The sequence below is a fragment of the Streptomyces sp. NPDC029138 genome, assembly GCF_055564375.1.
The window spans coordinates 39,145-55,389 of the sequence record NZ_JBVHWM010000069.1 but is presented as its reverse complement, the minus strand read 5'-3'; the positions used below and the strand labels follow the sequence as shown (position 1 = coordinate 55,389).

9 protein-coding genes and 2 pseudogenes are annotated in these 16,245 nt (G+C 71.3%); 4 read left to right on the top strand and 7 right to left on the bottom strand.

The features are described from left to right. Positions 1 to 130: 130 nt before the first annotated feature. Positions 131 to 2,164: an SPFH domain-containing protein gene (locus ACZ4WH_RS36145; protein WP_468188855.1), complete on the bottom strand. Its 2,034-nt coding sequence runs from the start codon at positions 2,162 to 2,164 to the stop codon at positions 131 to 133. Between the two features lie 257 nt (positions 2,165 to 2,421). Between ACZ4WH_RS36145 and ACZ4WH_RS36140 the strand changes: the two genes are divergently transcribed. The 3 genes and pseudogenes from ACZ4WH_RS36140 (at position 2,422) to ACZ4WH_RS36130 (ending at position 4,580) form a co-directional block, all read left to right on the top strand. Then, positions 2,422 to 3,480 carry a PucR family transcriptional regulator gene (locus tag ACZ4WH_RS36140; RefSeq protein ID WP_468188853.1) on the top strand — a complete coding sequence of 353 codons (1,059 nt, stop codon included), beginning with the start codon at positions 2,422 to 2,424 and terminating at the stop codon, positions 3,478 to 3,480. 139 nt (positions 3,481 to 3,619) lie between these two features. Beyond that, positions 3,620 to 4,282 (top strand): annotated as a pseudogene (locus tag ACZ4WH_RS36135) (carbamoyltransferase C-terminal domain-containing protein); the annotation flags it as partial. 127 nt (positions 4,283 to 4,409) lie between these two features. After that, positions 4,410 to 4,580 (top strand): hypothetical protein, encoded by a 171-nt coding sequence (locus ACZ4WH_RS36130; RefSeq protein WP_468188859.1) that lies wholly within the window; start codon positions 4,410 to 4,412, stop codon positions 4,578 to 4,580. A 13-nt stretch (positions 4,581 to 4,593) separates the two neighbouring features. On the opposite strand, the pseudogene ACZ4WH_RS36125 reads toward ACZ4WH_RS36130, so the two are convergent. Then, positions 4,594 to 4,692: pseudogene (locus ACZ4WH_RS36125) on the bottom strand (RHS repeat domain-containing protein); the annotation flags it as partial. Positions 4,693 to 4,937: 245 nt separating this feature from the next. On the opposite strand from ACZ4WH_RS36125, the gene ACZ4WH_RS36120 reads away from it, so the two are divergent. Next, entirely contained in the window at positions 4,938 to 8,192 is a 3,255-nt protein-coding gene (locus ACZ4WH_RS36120) for an ATP-binding protein (RefSeq protein ID WP_468188851.1), read from the top strand. A gap of 64 nt (positions 8,193 to 8,256) precedes the next feature. On the opposite strand, the gene ACZ4WH_RS36115 is transcribed toward ACZ4WH_RS36120, so the two are convergent. Genes ACZ4WH_RS36115 through ACZ4WH_RS36095 form a run of 5 tightly spaced genes read right to left on the bottom strand, consistent with a single transcriptional unit; the run spans position 8,257 to position 16,218 of the window. Continuing rightward, positions 8,257 to 9,051, bottom strand: a complete 795-nt coding sequence (locus ACZ4WH_RS36115; protein ID WP_468188849.1) for an ABC transporter permease — start codon at positions 9,049 to 9,051, stop codon at positions 8,257 to 8,259. Continuing rightward, positions 9,048 to 10,025 (bottom strand): ATP-binding cassette domain-containing protein, encoded by a 978-nt coding sequence (locus tag ACZ4WH_RS36110; protein ID WP_468188847.1) that lies wholly within the window; start codon positions 10,023 to 10,025, stop codon positions 9,048 to 9,050. Before ACZ4WH_RS36110 ends, ACZ4WH_RS36115 begins: the two co-directional genes overlap by 4 nt. 48 nt (positions 10,026 to 10,073) lie before the next feature. Continuing rightward, on the bottom strand, positions 10,074 to 13,379 hold the full coding sequence (locus ACZ4WH_RS36105; RefSeq protein WP_468188845.1) for a type I restriction endonuclease subunit R: 3,306 nt from the start codon (positions 13,377 to 13,379) through the stop codon (positions 10,074 to 10,076). Next, the gene (locus tag ACZ4WH_RS36100; RefSeq protein WP_468188843.1) at positions 13,376 to 14,584 is read right to left on the bottom strand and encodes a restriction endonuclease subunit S; all 1,209 of its coding nucleotides are present in this window, start codon (positions 14,582 to 14,584) and stop codon (positions 13,376 to 13,378) included. The genes ACZ4WH_RS36105 and ACZ4WH_RS36100 overlap by 4 nt, the downstream gene beginning before the upstream one ends. Beyond that, the gene (locus ACZ4WH_RS36095; protein ID WP_468188841.1) at positions 14,581 to 16,218 is read right to left on the bottom strand and encodes a type I restriction-modification system subunit M; all 1,638 of its coding nucleotides are present in this window, start codon (positions 16,216 to 16,218) and stop codon (positions 14,581 to 14,583) included. The genes ACZ4WH_RS36100 and ACZ4WH_RS36095 overlap by 4 nt, the downstream gene beginning before the upstream one ends. Positions 16,219 to 16,245 lie beyond the last annotated feature (27 nt).

Sequence of the window (16,245 nt, the reverse complement as noted above, 5' to 3'; positions counted from 1 at the left end):
CCCCTCCCACCCCCCTGTGCCCGGCGCTCTCCCCCCCCCCCCCCCCCCCCCCCCCCCCCCCCCCCCCCCCCCCCCCCCCCCCCCCCCCCCCCCCCCCCCCCCCCCCCCCCCCCCCACCACCTGGTCCTGGTCAGACCCTCGCCGCGCCGTTGAGGGCGGTGAGCGGGGTGTCGGCGAGGCCGAGTTCGCCCGCCTTGTCGAGGAGCTGCTGGAGGTGCCCGGCGTTCGTGCCGCCCGACTTCATCAGCCGCATCAGCAGGGCCGAGACGGTGAGGTTCTGCACGTCGGCCGTCGAGACCGAGCCGAGGATGCGGGCGAGGTCGTCGGTGAAGCTCGACGTGCCGTCCAGCCAGGGCTTCGCCAGCGTCTGCGCGGTCTCGGAGTGCTGTACGAAGGCGTCGACGCCCTTGCCGAGCGCGATCGAGCCGACCAGTTTGTCGAAGAAGACCGAGTCACCGCCGACGATGTTGATGTCGGCGTTCTCCAGACCGGTGGCGAGAACCGTGGCCTGCGCCTCCGCGACCTGGCGCTGCACGTCCAGTCCGGCCAGTCGGATGTCCTTCTCGGCCTGGATCCGCAGCCGGTACTCCTCGTGGCCCCGGGAGGCGTCGTCGAGGGCGGCCATCGCCGCGGCCTTCTCGGTGAGGCCGGCGGCCTCCGCCTTCAGCTTCTCGCCGATGCCCTCCGCCTCGGCGAGCGCCTTGGCTCGCACGCCCTCGGCTTCGGCCCGCAGCCAGGCCTCGGTCGCCTCCGCCTCGGCGCGGCCGACCTTCTCGATGACCTCCGCCTCCTTGTCGCGGACCTGCACGGCGGCGAGTCCCTCGGCGGCGGCCTCGGCCTGCACACCCTCGGCGAGCCTCAGCTTGGCCCGCGCGTCGAGGTCGGCCGTCTTCAACCGCGCCTCTGCCAGAGTCAGTTCCTCGGCGGCGCGGTGGGTGGCGGCCTGCTCGGCGGCCTCCGCGGCCTTGATGTCCTTGACCAGCTTCTCCTGCGCCTCGGCCTCCGCGGCGATGACCACGGCCTGCCGCTGCCGCTCGGCCTCCTCGACCGCGCGCAGCTTCTTGATGGCCTCCTCCTGCTCGGCGACCGTGCGGTCCACGGCGACCCGCTCGCGGATGACCTCGGCGATCTCCCGCTTCTCCGCCTCGACCTCCTTCTCGGAGGCGATCCTCGTCAGCTGGGTCTCCCGCTCGCGTGCGATGACCTCCAGCAGGCGGTCCTTCTCGATGCGCTCGTTCTCGACGGCGATGACCCGCTCGCGGTTCTTGGCGGCGACGGCGACCTCGCGGGCCTGGTTCTCCCGCTGCACGCCGAGTTGTTCCTCGGTCCGCAGGAAGGCGGACTGGGCGCGCAGCCGCTCCTCCTCCACCACCCGCGCGGTCTCGGCCTCCTCGCGGGCCCGGGAGGTCTCGATCTCCCGGCGCTGCTTGATCTCGGCGTCGGCCTGACGGCGCTCCAGCTCCAGGATGGCCTCGCGGGCGTCGACGTTCTGCCGGGTGATCTCCTTCTCCTCGGTGCGCTGGTACTCGTTGGTGCGCACGTGCTCGATCGTCGTCAGCTCGGTGATCTTCCGGATGCCCTGGGCGTCGAGCACGTTGGCGGGGTCGAGCTGGGTGAGCGGTGTCTGCTCCAGGTAGTCGATCGCGGCGTCCTCCAGGTGGTAGCCGTTGAGGTCGACGCCGATCAACTCGATGATCTTGTAGCGGAGTTCCTCACGCTGGGTGTAGAGGTCGGTGAAGTCCATCTGCTTGCCGACGGTCTTCAGCGCCTCGGAGAACTTCGCGTGGAACAGCTCCTGTAGTGTCCGCTGGTCACTGGCCCGCTGAGTGCCGACGGCCTGGGCGACCTTGATGACGTCCTGCACGGTCTGGTTGACCTTGACGAAGAACGAGATCCGGATGTCCGCGCGGATGTTGTCCCGGCAGATCAGCCCTTCCTTGCCGGCCCGGGTGATCTCGATGGTCTTCACCGAGATGTCCATCACCTCGGCCTTGTGCAGCACCGGCAGCACGACCTGCCCGGTGAAGGTGACATCGACCTTGCGCATCCTGGAGACGATCAGCGCCTTGCCCTGCTCGACCTTGCGGAACAGCCGGGAGACGACCAGCAGTACGACGGCGACGACGAGGAGGAAGGCGGCTGCGAGCACGCCGATGACAGTCATGGCATACGTCCTTGAGGCAGAGGCGGTCGACGAGACAGGCGCGCGTCAGTGAACGGTGCACTGCTTCGGTGCGGGTTCCGGTGCATTGGCACCTGCCGGTGTCCGGCACCGGAACCCTCCGCAGTGCTCCCCGCAGGTCATGATGGGCGACCGGTGCACGCCCGCGCATTGCCGGTGTCCGGCAGTGTTCACTAGGGTCTGCATGCCGGTGACCCGCTAAGAAAACGTCATCGGCGCGTCAAGATTCTGGGGGCGGCGTGACGGGGCGGGACATTCCCGAGCAGTACCTGGACGGCTATGCCCGCATCCTGGCCGATGTCTCTGCCACGGGCCGTCGCCTCACCCGGGAGGAGATCGAGTCCCGGCGGATTCTTGGCGAGCAGGCAGCGGAGGCGGGCTACGGACTACGAGCCCTCGTCAGCGCACATCTGACCGCCGCGCGCCCCGTCCGCTCGCAGAGCCCCGGCTCGCTCGACAGCACGCTGGCCGCCGTGCAACAGGCTGTGGACGCCTTCGCCGAGGGCTACGAACGCGCCCAGCACCTCGCCGTGCGCCAGGAAGAGGCCGTGCGCCGGGAGTTCATCGACGACCTGCTTTACGGCCGCAGCGACCTGGGCCGACTCGCCGAGCGCGCCGAACGCTTCGGCCTGCGCCTGTCGCACGCCCACGCCGTCGCCGTCGCGGAAGGCCCGGTGGCCTACGAGGAGGGCGCGCCGGTCGCCCGGCAGGTGGAGCAGGCGCTGCTGGCCCGCTTCGGCAACCGCAGCGTCCTGCTCACCACCAAGGACGGCCGGCTGCTGTGCATCGCCCCCGGCCACGAGGACGAGGTCCTGCCCTACTTCGCCAAGCAGGCCCACGCCGCCACCGACGGCGGCACGGTCGCCATCGGCCGCCCGCAGCCCGGCCCCGGCGGGGTGGTCCAGTCGTACGAGGAAGCCCTGAACGCCCTGGAACTGGCGGAACGGCTGGGTCTGGACGACCCGGTACTGCGCGCCGCCGACCTGCTCGTCTACCCCGTCCTGACCCGCGACCGGCAGGCCATGGCCGACCTCGTCCTCGGCACGCTCGGCCCGCTCACCACGGCCCGCGGCGGCGCCGAGCCGCTCCTCGACACGCTCACCGCCTACTTCGACTCGGGCTGCGTCGCCGCCGAGGCCGCCCGCCGCCTCTCCCTCAGCGTGCGGGCCATGACCTACCGCCTGGAACGCATCCACAAACTCACCGGCGCCAACCCGGCCGACCCCGCGCACCGCTACATGTTGCAGACCGCGGTCATCGGCGCCCGGCTGCTCGACTGGCCGGCCAAGGACCTCTGAGCGCGGCTGGAGGCACGGAGGTGTGCAATAACGGCCCTTGTGGCCGTGCCGCTCACTACCGAGGCTTTGGCAGTCCTGCTGATGGGGTGGGCCTCGATCTTTGCTGGTGCCGCGTCGACGCCTGCGGCACCCATGGGCAATGTCCGGGCGGCGCGGAATTGACACCGCCTGGCCGACGGGACCTCGCATTCCGGTTGCCTGGCATCAGCGGACTGCGTGGCAGCCTCACCAGAGCGCAGGGCGAGCCGCTCCCTGCTCCTGCGTCCGGCTCCACGCCTACCCCGGGCATCCGCTGTCGGAGGGAGTCCCGCCACCCCGTGACTATGTCTTCCGCCTCTTCGTGGCTGTGCGAGCCGACTTGGCGTTGACGGCTGCGTTGGTCCGGGCTGCGTGCGCACGCTGCGCTACTTCGGCTCCGAAAGATGACCAACCGGAGAGAGACGCGAGGAGTTCGGATGCGGCGGCTGCCGCTGCTGTCAGTCCAGCCATCGCTCTGGACATGGACGCTGCAGACCCAATCAGAGACGCGTACCGCCCGTTCGCGCCGGCCGTCCTCTCCGAGCACGCCACGGAATGGTTCATGTCGGCGGGCGCCCCCTTCATGTACCGTGTCGCCACCGTCCGACGGTGCCGAGCCGACCGCGTCGCGGCGGTCACCCACCACGACGGCACCGCCCGCGTCCAGTCCGTCGCCGCCGACCACCGGGGCCTGCGCGATCTCCTTGAGCAGTTCCGCGACCTCACCGGACTGCCGCTGCTGCTGAACACATCCTTCAACCGCAAAGGCACCCCGATCCTGCGGACCGCTGAGCAAGCCGTGGCAGCGGCGGTGGACCTGCGCCTCGATGCCCTCGCCGCCGGGACACCCTGCTGCTCGCCGACCACGTCCCCGATCCCCGTGCCGCGTCCCTTCGTACGAGGTGAGGCGGATGGACCCCATCGATCTCGACCACGTCCTGACCGTGCTCGGTGCCGCCGCGTGGAGCCCGGACGAACAGTCCCGCGCCCGCGTGGCCGCCGGCCTCGCGCTCACGGTCTACGACCGCCACACCCGCGACCACGGGGCGGTCTGGATCACGGGCCGGATCTGCTTCCGGTAGACCTCCTCGGTCAATTGGTCCGGGAGGCCAACTGTCCTGCAGCGTCATGGACGTATGTCAGCGTGCGGCCGTTGAAGTCCGTCTCCGCGGTAAGCCGGCCCGCCTCGTCGTAGGCGCCTTGATGTCGGCGGTCTTGATGTCCAGGACCTTGCCGGGCACCTTGCCGTCGCCCACCGATGAACCCCCGTTCGCAGTCGCGGTATCCGACCCCAGGGGAGACGGGTCAAGGAAAGGTCATGCCAACGGCATGCGCGCGCAATGTGTCGGCGGGTGAGAGTGCCCAACGCATTCTCCGCCGCCGGCGCGACGTCGGCCTCCGCTGGGTCCGGGAGGGGATCGGCTGGCTAGGCTTCGCGCGTGACGACCGAGTTGATCCTGCTGTCCCGCGTCGCCTGTCGTGGGCGGGAGGTCACCGCGCCTCGGCTGCGTGGGCTGGTGGCGTTGCTGGCCGGGGATCTGCGGGCCGGGTGCAGTACGGGGCGGCTGGTGGAGGGGCTGTGGCCGGACGCGGTGCCGGAGCGGCCCGGCAAGGCGGTGCAGGTGCTGGTGTCGCGGCTCAGGGCCCAGGTGGGTGCTGAGCTGGTCGTCAGTACGCCGACGGGGTACCGGCTGGCGCTGGACGAGGCCCAGGTCGACAGTTCCGCGCTGCTGCTGTACGAGGCGGCGAGCGCCGGGCGCGCGAGGGCGGGGGATCACGCGGGTGCCCTGGCGCAGGCCGAGGCGGGCTTGGCGCTGTGGGACGGGAGTGTGGGTGCCGGGGCAGGAGAGGATCTGCACGATCCGGTGGTGGCGCTCCGTACTGACCGGCTTCGGGCACACCGCTCGCTCGTTCGTTCCCGTGCGCTCGCGCTCGCCCGGCTGGGGCGGCGGGAGGAGGCCGCGGCGCCGCTGGCCGAGCTGGCCCGGGAGCTGCCCCGGGACGAGGAGGTGCTGGCGGAGCTGCTGCGCTGCGAGGCCGCCACCACGGGCCGGGCCGCGGCGCTGATCCGGTACGACGCCTATCGGCGCGGGCTGCGCGACGAGTTGGGCGCCGATCCGGGTCCTGAACTCCGGTCCCTGTACCAGGAGTTGCTGAACGCGGACGCGCCTCGGGTGCGGCAGGGAGTGCCGCACGAGCCGAATCCGCTGCTGGGCCGGGACGCCGACATCGCCGCCGTGGCCGCTCTGTTGCGCGAGGCCCGGGTGGTCACCGTCGTGGGCCCCGGCGGGCTGGGCAAGACCCGGCTGTCCCACGCGGTGAGCCGGGCGGCCGAGCAGCCCGTGGTGCACTTCGTGCCCCTGGCCGGTGTCACCGCCGACGACGACGTGGCCGCCGAGGTGGCCTCGGCCGTCGGCGCGGGCGAGGGCCGGCAGTTCGCCGGGGGCGGCGACGCGGTGAGCGGCATCGTCGGCGCGCTCGGTACGGGGCCCACGCTGCTCGTACTGGACAACTGCGAGCAGGTGATCGCCGGCGCGGCCGCCCTCGTCCAGGCCCTGGTGTCGCGGTCGAAGGAGCTGCGGGTCCTGGCCACCAGCCGGGCCCCGCTGGGGCTGACCTCGGAGTCCGTGTACGCCCTGCCGGAACTGTCCCTGACCACCTCGGTCGCGCTCTTCGAGCAGCGGGCGCGGGCGGCCCGGCCCGGCGTGGACCTGCCCGCCGACCGGGTCGCCGAGATCTGCCGCCACCTGGACGGGCTGCCGCTCGCCGTGGAACTGGCCGCGGCCCGGGTACGGGTGCTCTCCGTGGCCGACATCGCGCGTCGCCTCCGGGACCGTTTCGCGCTGCTGCGCGGCGGCGCACGCGACGCGCCCGAGCGGCACCGCACGCTGCACGCCGTGGTCGAGTGGAGCTGGAACCTGCTGGAGCCCGACGGCCGGGCGGCGCTGCGCGCGCTGTCGGTGTTCCCGGGCGGCTTCGCCGAGGACGCGGCGGAGTACCTGCTCGGTGAGACGGGGGACGCGCTGTTCCTGCTGGAGCAGCTCGCCGGTCAGTCCCTGATCAAGGTGGACGACAGCCCGTCCGGGGCCCGCTTCCGCATGCTGGAGACCCTGCGGGAGTTCGGTGCCGCCCGGCGCGCCGAAGCGGGCGAGGAGGAGGCGGTGACCGACCGGTTCCTGCGCTGGGCACGGGACTTCGGCCGCGCGCACCATGATGTGCTGTTCAGCAGCGACCCGGCGTCCTCCTGGTACCGCATCCGCGCCGAACAGGACAACCTCGTCCTCGCGCTCCGGCACGCGCTGGCCCGGTCCGACGGGCCCACCACCGCCGCGCTCACCGCCGTACTGGCCTCCCTGTGGGCCACCGACTCCCACTTCACCCGGCTCACCGCCCTCATCGCCGACACCGGCGGGCCGCTGTCCCGTTTCCGCCCCGGCCCCGAGGACGTCGAGCCGGCCCGCACCGCCGCGGCCGTGTGCACGGCCAGCCTCTTCATGGCCCACGGCCCGCACGCCGCACGGCCGTTGGTGACGCTGCGCCGGCTGCCGCCCGCTCCGCCCGACACGCTGCTGCGGGCGCTGGCCGTCGTGCTGTGCGCGGTCCCGGACATCCATCCGCCGGACTACGCGCGGCTGCGGGAGCTGTGCGACGCGGAGGAACCCCTGCTGGCGGGTGTGGCGGCGTGCTTCGCCAGCTACGTGTGGGACGCGGCGCACGAGACGGAGCGGGCGCTGGAGTACGCCCGCCGGATGCTCGACGCGCTGGAGCCGCTCGCCAACCCCTCCATGCAGCTGCTCTGTCACGGGCGGATCAGCGAGCTGTGTCTCCAGTCCGAGCGGGGCGCGGAGGCGTACGACCATCTGCGCGCCGCGCTCGACGCGCTCGACCGGTTCGGCGACTGGTCGGACTCGGTCGGTGTGCGGTGGGGGCTGGTGCTGGCCTGTCTTCAGCGCGGGGAGGTCGACGAGGCGGAGTACTGGCTGGGACTCGCGGCCCTGGACCAGCCGCCGGAGTCCGCGCAGATCTACACCCCCGATCTCCCGGCGCGCGCGGAGATCGCGCTGGCCCGGGGGCTGACGGAGGTCGGGCTCGGGCTGTGGCGCCGGGCGGTGGAGCGGGTGCGGGAGGACAGCCTGCTGTACGCCGGTGATCCGTTCGTGCATCCGTGGTCGCTTCAGGTGCAGTCGGCCGCGTTGGCGGCGCACGCGCGGCACGGGCGGCTGGAGCCGGTGGCGGGGCTGGCCGGGCAGCTGCGGGAGCGGCTTCTCGGGATGCTGTCCGGCTCCGCCAACGCCTCCGGCTCGTCGGGCTCTGGCGGCTTGTCCGCCTCCGGCGGCTCGTCCGGCTCCGGCGGCTCGTCCGCCTCCCCAGGTACCGCCGGCATCCCCAGCTCGCCCAGCACCCCCAGCTCCTCAGGAACCGGATCTCCGGTGGAACTGCCCGTCTACGGCACGGTGTTGCTGGCGCTCGGCCTCGCCGGGCTGGCCAGGGGCGAGACGGCGGCCGTACGGCTGGTGGCGCTGGCGGAGCGGATGCCGGTGGTGCGGGACTTCCCGACCCTGTCCTCGGCCCGGTCCCGGCAGGCGGCCGAGAACGCCGACAGGGCGGCGTACGCCGACGCGAGGTCGAGGTACGCCGCCCTGGGGCGGGAGGAACTGCGGGCGGCGGCGCTGCGCGAACTGAGCGCCGGGTGAGCTGTCGGGAGCCGAAGCCCGGGTGAGCCCCGAGAGGCTGAACACCGGCTCAGCTCCGCCGGGTTCAACGCCTCGGTTCCCGGTTGTACTGCGCCTTGGACCACAGGTAACCGAGCACGGTCAGCCCCACGCACCAGGCGACGGCGAGCACCGCGTTCTTCGTGCCGATCCCGCTGCCGAGCAGCAGCCCCCGCAGCGTCTCGATGAAGGGTGAGAACGGCTGGTACTCGGCGAACCAGCGGAACCAGCCCGGCATGGCGTCCACCGGCACGAACGCGCTGGACAGGAACGGCAGCATCACCAGCGGCGTCCCGATGTTGCTGGCCCCCTCGGGGTTGGGGCTCACCAGGCCCATGCCGACCGCGATCCAGGTCAGCGCGAGGCTGACGAGCGCCATCAGTCCGGCCGCCGCGATCCACTCCAGCGGCGTCGCGTCGGGCCGGAATCCGATGGCCAGTCCGATGCCCAGGACGAGCACCAGGGCCATCAGCGTCTTGATCACGCTGCCGATCACGTGGCCGATCAGCACGGAGGCGCGGGAGATCGCCATGGTGCGGAACCGGGCCATGATGCCCTCGGTCATGTCGGTGCACACGGATACCGCGGTGCCGAGCGAGGTCATGGCCACGGTCAGGAAGAGGATGCCGGGGACGAGGTAGGCGACGTAGTCGGCACGGTCCGCGTGCCCGCCGTTGATGCCGGCGCTCATCACGTCACCGAAGACGTAGACGAACAACAGCAGCAGGATGACCGGGGTGAGCAGGAGGTTCAGGGTGAGGGACGGATAGCGGCGGGCGTGCAGCAGGTTGCGCCGCAGCATGGTGAGGTTGTCGCGGAAGGCGTGGCCGGCGGTGCTCATCGGACGGTCTCCTTGTCGGTGGTCTGAGCGGGTACGGAGCTGCCGGTCAGGGCGAAGAACACGTCGTCCAGGTCCGGGGTGTGGACGGACAGCTCGTCGGCCTCGATGCCGGCGGCGTCGAGCCAGTCGAGGATGGCGCGCAGCTCGCGCTGGCTGCCGTCGCTGGGGATCTGAAGGGTGAGCCCCTCGTCGTTCCGGGTGGCCTCGCGCAGCGCGGTGGCCGCCCGCTCGTACGCCACCGGGTCGGAGAAGCGGAGTCGCACATGTCCGCCGGGGACGAGCCGCTTGAGCTGCTCGGCACTGCCGTCGGCGACGATCTTGCCTCCGTTGAGCACCGCGATGCGGTCGGCGAGCTGGTCGGCCTCCTCCAGGTACTGGGTGGTGAGGAAGACGGTCGTACCGCCGGAGACCAGTTCGCGGATGATCTGCCACATGGTGTGCCGGGAGCGCGGGTCCAGGCCGGTGGTCGGCTCGTCCAGGAAGATGATCCGCGGGCTGCCGACCAGGGTCATGGCGATGTCGAGACGGCGTTTCATGCCGCCGGAGTAGGTGGAGGCGGGCTTCTTCGCGGCCTCGGTGAGGTCGAACCGCTCCAGCAGCTCGGCGGTGACCCGCCGTCCCTCGTGCTTGGAGAGGTGGTGCAGGTCGGCCATGAGGAGCATGTTCTCCTCGCCGGTGATCAGCCCGTCGACGGCGGAGAACTGACCGGTGACCCCGATGGCGGCCCGTACCGCCTGTGCCTCGGCGGCGAGGTCGTGCCCGGCGATCCGCGCCTGGCCGCCGTCGGCGGAGATCAGCGTGGACAGGATGCTGACCGCCGTGGTCTTGCCGGCACCGTTCGGCCCGAGGAGGGAGAAGACGGTGCCGGCGGGCACCTGGATGTCGATGCCGTCGAGGACGGTCTTGTCCCCGTAGGACTTGCGCAGCCCGGTGGCCGCGATCGCGAGTTCGTGTGCGTGGTCCGTCGTCGTCATGCCGGGAAGCGTGCGGCCCAGGCGGTTCAGTGTGGCTTCAGGACGGTTTCAGGCGCTCGGGCGGGGCGGGAGGACGTTGAAACCGCGGGCACTCCACCCCGCGGCAGGTGCCCACAAAGCGGCCACGAGTTCCATCTGTCTGAGGACCAGGTCCACCGCCTCGGGTTCCTCCTTCGGTGGGTAGTCGAACATGGCCAGGACGCGGCGGATGCGGGTGCGGAGCTTGGCGCGTACGGGTTCGCGGGAGAGCCAGTCGACGGAGAGGTTCTTCCGGATGTCCTTCACCAGGGCACGGGCGATCTCGGCGAGGGTGTCCTGGCCGCCCTCCATCAGCTCGGCCATGTCCTGGTGGGCGAGTGCGTCGTAGAAGGCCAGTTCCGCGCGGGTGAGGGGCGGGTCGAACCGCTCGCCGCGGCGGGACTCGGCCGACACCTCCCGCGCCAGGGCGGCGAGTTCGGCGATGATCCGGGCGCTGGTGAGCTGCTGGAGCATGTACCGCTTCATCAGGTCGTCCAGGCGCTTGGAGAAGCTCTCGTTCCGGACGACGTTGTGCTCGGTCGCCTCGCGCATCCGCCGCTGGATCAGGCGCCGCAGCGCCTCGGTGACCAGGTGCGGCGTCTCGGAGTTCGCCAGCTCGCGCAGCTGCGCCTCGTCGAGGCGGGTGATGTCCAGCCGGCCGATCCCGGCCTCCGCGTACAGGTCGGTGATCTGGTCGGCGTCGACGACCGAGGCCGCCAAGGCCTGGAGGTAGCGCTGGACCTCGGCGCTGAGCGGTTGCCCGCTCGCCTCGCGCTGGGCGGCGTCGAGCTTGATCATCCAGGCCCGGACCTCGCTGAAGAAGGCGATGTCCCGGCGCCAGTCGGCCAGGTCCGCGCAGCGCTCGGCGATCTCGCGGCTCATCGCGCAGACGCGGTAGAAGCGGTCGAGCCGGGCGGCGGTGTCCTTGAAGCGGGCGGAGAGCGGCTTGGCGCCGGGCCGGACCCGGTTGCCCGGGTTCCTCGGGTCGCGCAGGAAGTCGGCGGTCAGGCGCAGGGCACGTCTGCGGGCGTCGGGGCGGGTCGTGTCGGCCAGCCAGTCACTCCAGCCGCAGCCGGCCAGCAGGCTTCTGACGGCCGACAGTTCGGTCCTGACCTCGGTGATGGCCCGGTCGATGTCCGCGCCGAGCGTCTGGTCCCCGCGGTCCTGGTCCGAGTACTCGCGCAGGGCCTTGGCGAGGGGGTCGGTGAGGGGCGCGTAGCCGACGAGGAGGCCGTCCTGCTTGCCCCGGAAGCGGCGGTTGACGCGGGCCAGGGCCTGCATCAGGTTGGCGCCCCGCATGGGGCGGTCCATGTACAGCGTGTGGATGGGCGGCGCGTCGAAACCGGTCAGCAGCATCGAATGGACGATGAGCAGTTCCAGCTCGTCGTCCGGGTCCTTGGCGCGGGCCTGGACGACCCGCTGCTGGGACGGGCGCAGGGCGTGGGCGCGCAGGTGCTCCTCGTCGGAGGGGTCACTGTGGAACACGATCTTCATGACGCCCTGGTCGGCTTCCTTGCCCACCCATTCCGGCCGCCGTTCGGCCAGCGCGTCGAAGAGGTGTACGCAGATGTCCCGGGTGGCGCAGACGACCATCGCCTTGCCGGGGCCGCCGATGTCCGGCCTGACCAGTTCCCGGCGTGTCTCCCAGTGGGCGATCAGGTCATCGGCGAGCTTCGCTGTGCGGCCGGGGGCGCCGTAGACGGTGTTCATCGTGGTGGCGTACGCGAGGGCACGGCGGCGCTCGGCGTCGTCCAGACCCTCGGTGAGGGCGTTGGCCTGCTCGTCCAGCGCACCCGGGTCGATGCCCTCGGGCAGGTCGACCTCGATGATGCGCGGCTCGTGGAACACGCGGACCGTGGCCCCGTCGTCGACGGCGCGCTTCAGGTCGTAGACGTCGATGTAGTCGCCGAAGACGGCGCGGGTGTCGGCCTCGGCCTTGGAGACGGGCGTGCCGGTGAAGGCGAGCAGCGTGGCGTGCGGGAGGGCGTCGCGCAGGTGGCGGGCGTACCCGTCGAGGCTGTCGTAGTGCGAGCGGTGCGCCTCGTCCACGATCACCAGGATGTTGCGGCGCTCGGAGAGCAGCGGGTGGCGCTTGCCGGCCTGCTTCTCCTCCTTGCTCAGGCCGAACTTCTGGAGGGTGGTGAAGACGATCCCGCCGACGGTGCGGCTCTTCAGCGCGGTACGCAGCTCTTCGCGCGAGTCGACCTGGACGGGCTCCTGCCCGAGCAGGGCCCCGCTGTCCCGGAAGGTGTCGTAGAGCTGGTCGTCCAGGTCGTTGCGGTCGGTGACGACGATGACGGTGGGGTTGTTGAGCGCCGGGTGGCGGGAGACGAGCGCGGCCGTCTCCACCATCTCCTCCGACTTGCCGGCGCCCTGTGTGTGCCAGACGACGCCGGCCTGCCCGGTCGAGCGGGACGCCTCGACGACGGCGTCCACCGCCTTGGTGACCGCGAAGTACTGGTGCGGCTTCGCGATCCGCTTGCCGGAGAGGGGCTCGCCCATCCTGGGCGGGGGGAAGTTGACGAAGTCGCGGGTGAGGGAGAGGAACCGGTTCCGCGTGAACAGCCCCTGGAGGGCCAGGTGCAGTGCGTCGGGGCCGTCGTGTCCCGGCGCGTGGGTGTCGACGCGCAGGCCCGCGTGGTCGACGTTCCACGGCGCGAAGTGCTCGTACGGCGTGAAGACCGTGCCGTACTTGGCGGTGATGCCGTCCGAGACGAGGCAGAGCACGTTGTAGCGGAACGCGATCGGGAATTCCGCGAGGTAGGTCTGGAGCTGCGCGTGCGCGGACCTGAGGGTGGCGTTCTCGTCGGAGGCGCTCTTCAGTTCCACCACGGCGAGGGGCAGGCCGTTGACGTAGAGGACGATGTCGAAGCGGCGGTGGCTGCCGTCGGTCTCCCGGACGGTGACCTGCCTGACGGCGAGAAAGCTGTTGGCGTCCGCGTCCGTGAAGTCCACGAGACGGACGGTCGGGGTCCGCTCGGCGCCGAACTCGTCGGTGTACGTCAGCCGGATGCCGGCGGTGAGGTGCTCGTGCGCCTGCCGGTTCTCCGGGTAGGCCTCGCGGGAGGTGGGGTCGGTGGCGATGCGGAACGCTTCCTGGACGGCCGCCGGGGACAGCTCCGGGTTCAGCCGCTCGATCGCCGACCGAAGCTCGTCGTGCAGGATCAGGTCGTCCCAGTCGTGGCGGTGCCCGGTGCCGGGGGCGATGTCCCTGCCGGCCTTGACCTGCCAGGCGAGCCGGCCGAGTTCGCGCAGGGCGAGGTCCTCCCAGGCGGACTCGGTCATCCTGGCGGCCAGGGGGGCGAGGCTGTGCCCCCCGATTCCGTCGGCGGTCATACGGCGTCCTCCATGATCTTCTCCGCGTCCCGGACGCGCAGCTTGCCGGACATCAGTCGGGGCACAAGGGTGTCCCGGAGGGCGGCCAGGGTGCGCGATTCGGCCGCTGCCTGAACGGCCCTGCCGTGCAAGGGCGACACCGCCCGCGCGAACTCGGCGATGCGCTGGTCGTCCGCCAGCCGGATCGGCATCGCCTTGAAGTTCTTGCGGCTCAGCTCCAGGAAGGTCGACCCGTTGGCCAGGCCGGTCATCTCGTCCACGCGCGAGCGCATTTCATGGAACAGCCACCACCGCAGCTCCTCGCTCGGTGGCAGGACGACGATGAATCCCTGGTTCACCGCGGCGGGCATCTGCGGCAGGGCGAAGGCGCCGATGGTCGCACGCGAGGTCATGAAGATGGACCGCGCCGGATAAAGCCGCGAGGCGCAGTTCTCCAGTCCCTCGTCCGTGAGGGTCCGGCCGGTCTCGAAGAGATACGGCGCGGACAGCGCGGTCACATCGGTCGGAGTGGTCCACGCGATGCCCCCGCCCCAGTACTCCTCCGTCTTCGTGCGGGGCGTTCCCCCGCCGACGACGGGCGCCGTCGAGCCGAACGTCCCGGGCCCGGGGTCGAGGTCCCGGACGGCATGGGCGTACCGGGCGTCCGCGCACTCCAGGGCGGCCGTCGTGATGCGCCCGTTCACCGCGATCTTGTCGTCCAGTGCCCCGAGCACCCCGGCGATCGCCGCCTGCTCCGGCAGCCCGGGGAGCGCCACGGGAAATGCCTCGAACGTGGACTTGTTCACGATCGGCGTGGTGGAACCGCTGGCGATCCGGCGGATGTCCGCGGCGCGATACCGCAGCAGGTAGTAGGCGAAGTCCGCGTCAATGACCGCCGGATCGGGGATCAGCGTGTTGATCTGCTGGTTCGTGACAGCGGGCCGAGAGGTACGGGCCACCTTTCCGGTCGAGAAGCCGATACAGGCGAACAGCACCGATCCCGCCGGTACGAGCTTGCGCCGCAGCGCGGCCAGGCCGTCGTCGGACAGCCGCCGGCAGCCCGCGGGGTCGCGGTCCGAGTAGCTCATCTCCGTGGGGGTGACGAAGTCGACCTGGTCGCCCCACGCGCTCTCGTCACCCGTCCGCGGTGTCGCCCCGGTGACCACACGCCCGAGCCCGCCGATCGTCATGGTCTCCCAGGTGTTCGACCCGGCCTCGTGGTTCACCCCAGCCTCCCGAGCTGCTCCCGCACCACGGCGTCCAGCCGGGCGGCCTCGTCCAGCTGCGCGAACAGCTCCTTGGTCAGCCGGGCGATCCGCTCCTCCACCGGCTCGGCGTCCGGGTCGTGCCCGGCCTCGGACGCCCCCACGTACCGGCCCGGGGTCAGGACATGGCCGTGCTTCCCGATCTCCTCCAGCGTCGCGCTGTAGCAGTAGCCCGGAACGTCCTCGTACGAAAGGCCCCTGTCCCGCGCCGACTTCGTCCCCCGCCAGGCGTGGTAGGTGCCGGAGATCTTCTCCAGGTCCGCCTGGGTGAAGACGCGCTCGGTCTTGTCGACCATCGTGCCCATCGACCGCGCGTCGATGAACAGCACCCGGCCCCGCCGGTCCGCCAGCCCCTTCGCGCCCTGCGGGGACTTGTCCTTCGTCAGGAACCACAGGCACGCCGGGATCGCCGTCGTACGGAACAGGTTGCCCGGCAGGGCGATCATGCAGGAGACCAGGTCGGCCTCGACCATCGCCGCGCGGATCTCCCCCTCGCCGGACTGCTTGGACGACGTCGAGCCGTTGGACAGGACCACGCCCGCGCTGCCCCGGTCGTCCAGCTTCGAGACGATGTGCTGGAGCCAGGCGAAGTTGGCGTTCGACTGCGGCGGAACCCCGTACTTCCAGCGCCGGTCGTCCGTCTTCCGCGCCCAGTCCGGCATGTTGAACGGCGGGTTCGCCATCACGAAGTCGGCCTTCAGACCGGGCAGTTTGTCGTCGGCGAAGGTGTCCGCCCAGCGGTCGCCGATGCCCTTCGGGTCCATGCCGTGAATGGCGAGGTTCATCTTGGCCAGACGCCAGGTGCGCTCGTTGGCCTCCTGGCCGTAGATCGCGATGTCGTGCGTGCGGTCCTTGCCCAGCCGCTCCGCGATGAACTTGCCGCTCTGCACGAACATGCCGCCCGAGCCGCACACCGGGTCGTACACCCGCCCCTCGTACGGCTCCAGCACCTCTACGATCAGCCGGACCACGCTCACCGGGGTGTAGAACTCGCCGGCCCGCTTGCCCTCGGCGCGGGCGAACCGCTCCAGGAAGTACTCGTACGTCTCCCCCAGCACGCCCTGCGCCGGACGGTCGCCGTGGCCGGTGAACCGGGCGTCGCTGATGAGGTCGACCAGTTCCTTCAGGCGGTTCCGGTCGACGTTGTCGCGGTTGAAGATCTTCGGCAGGACCCCGGTGAGGGCCTTGTTGGCCTTCATCACCTCGTCCATGGCCGTGTCGAGAAGCTGTCCCACGCCGCCCTCCGCGCCGGCCGCGTTCTCGGAGATGTGGTCCCAGCGGGCGGTCGGGGGCACCCAGAAGACGTTCTTCTCCGTGTACTCGTCCTTCTCCTCCAGGAAGGCCGCACGGCGGTGCTCCGGGATGCGGGCCAGCTCGGGGTCGGCGGCCAGTTCCGCACGGCGCTCGGCGAAGGCGTCGGAGACGTACTTCAGGAAGACCAGTCCGAGCACGAACTCCTTGTACTGGGCGGCGTCCATGGAGCCGCGGAGCTTGTCCGCGGCCTTCCACAGGATGTCCTGGATCTCCTTGGCGCCGGCGACGCCGGGCGGTTCGCCCTGGCCGCCGGCCGCCGCGGCTCGCTTACGGGGAGGCATGGTTCCTTCTTCCGGCTGGTCGTGTGC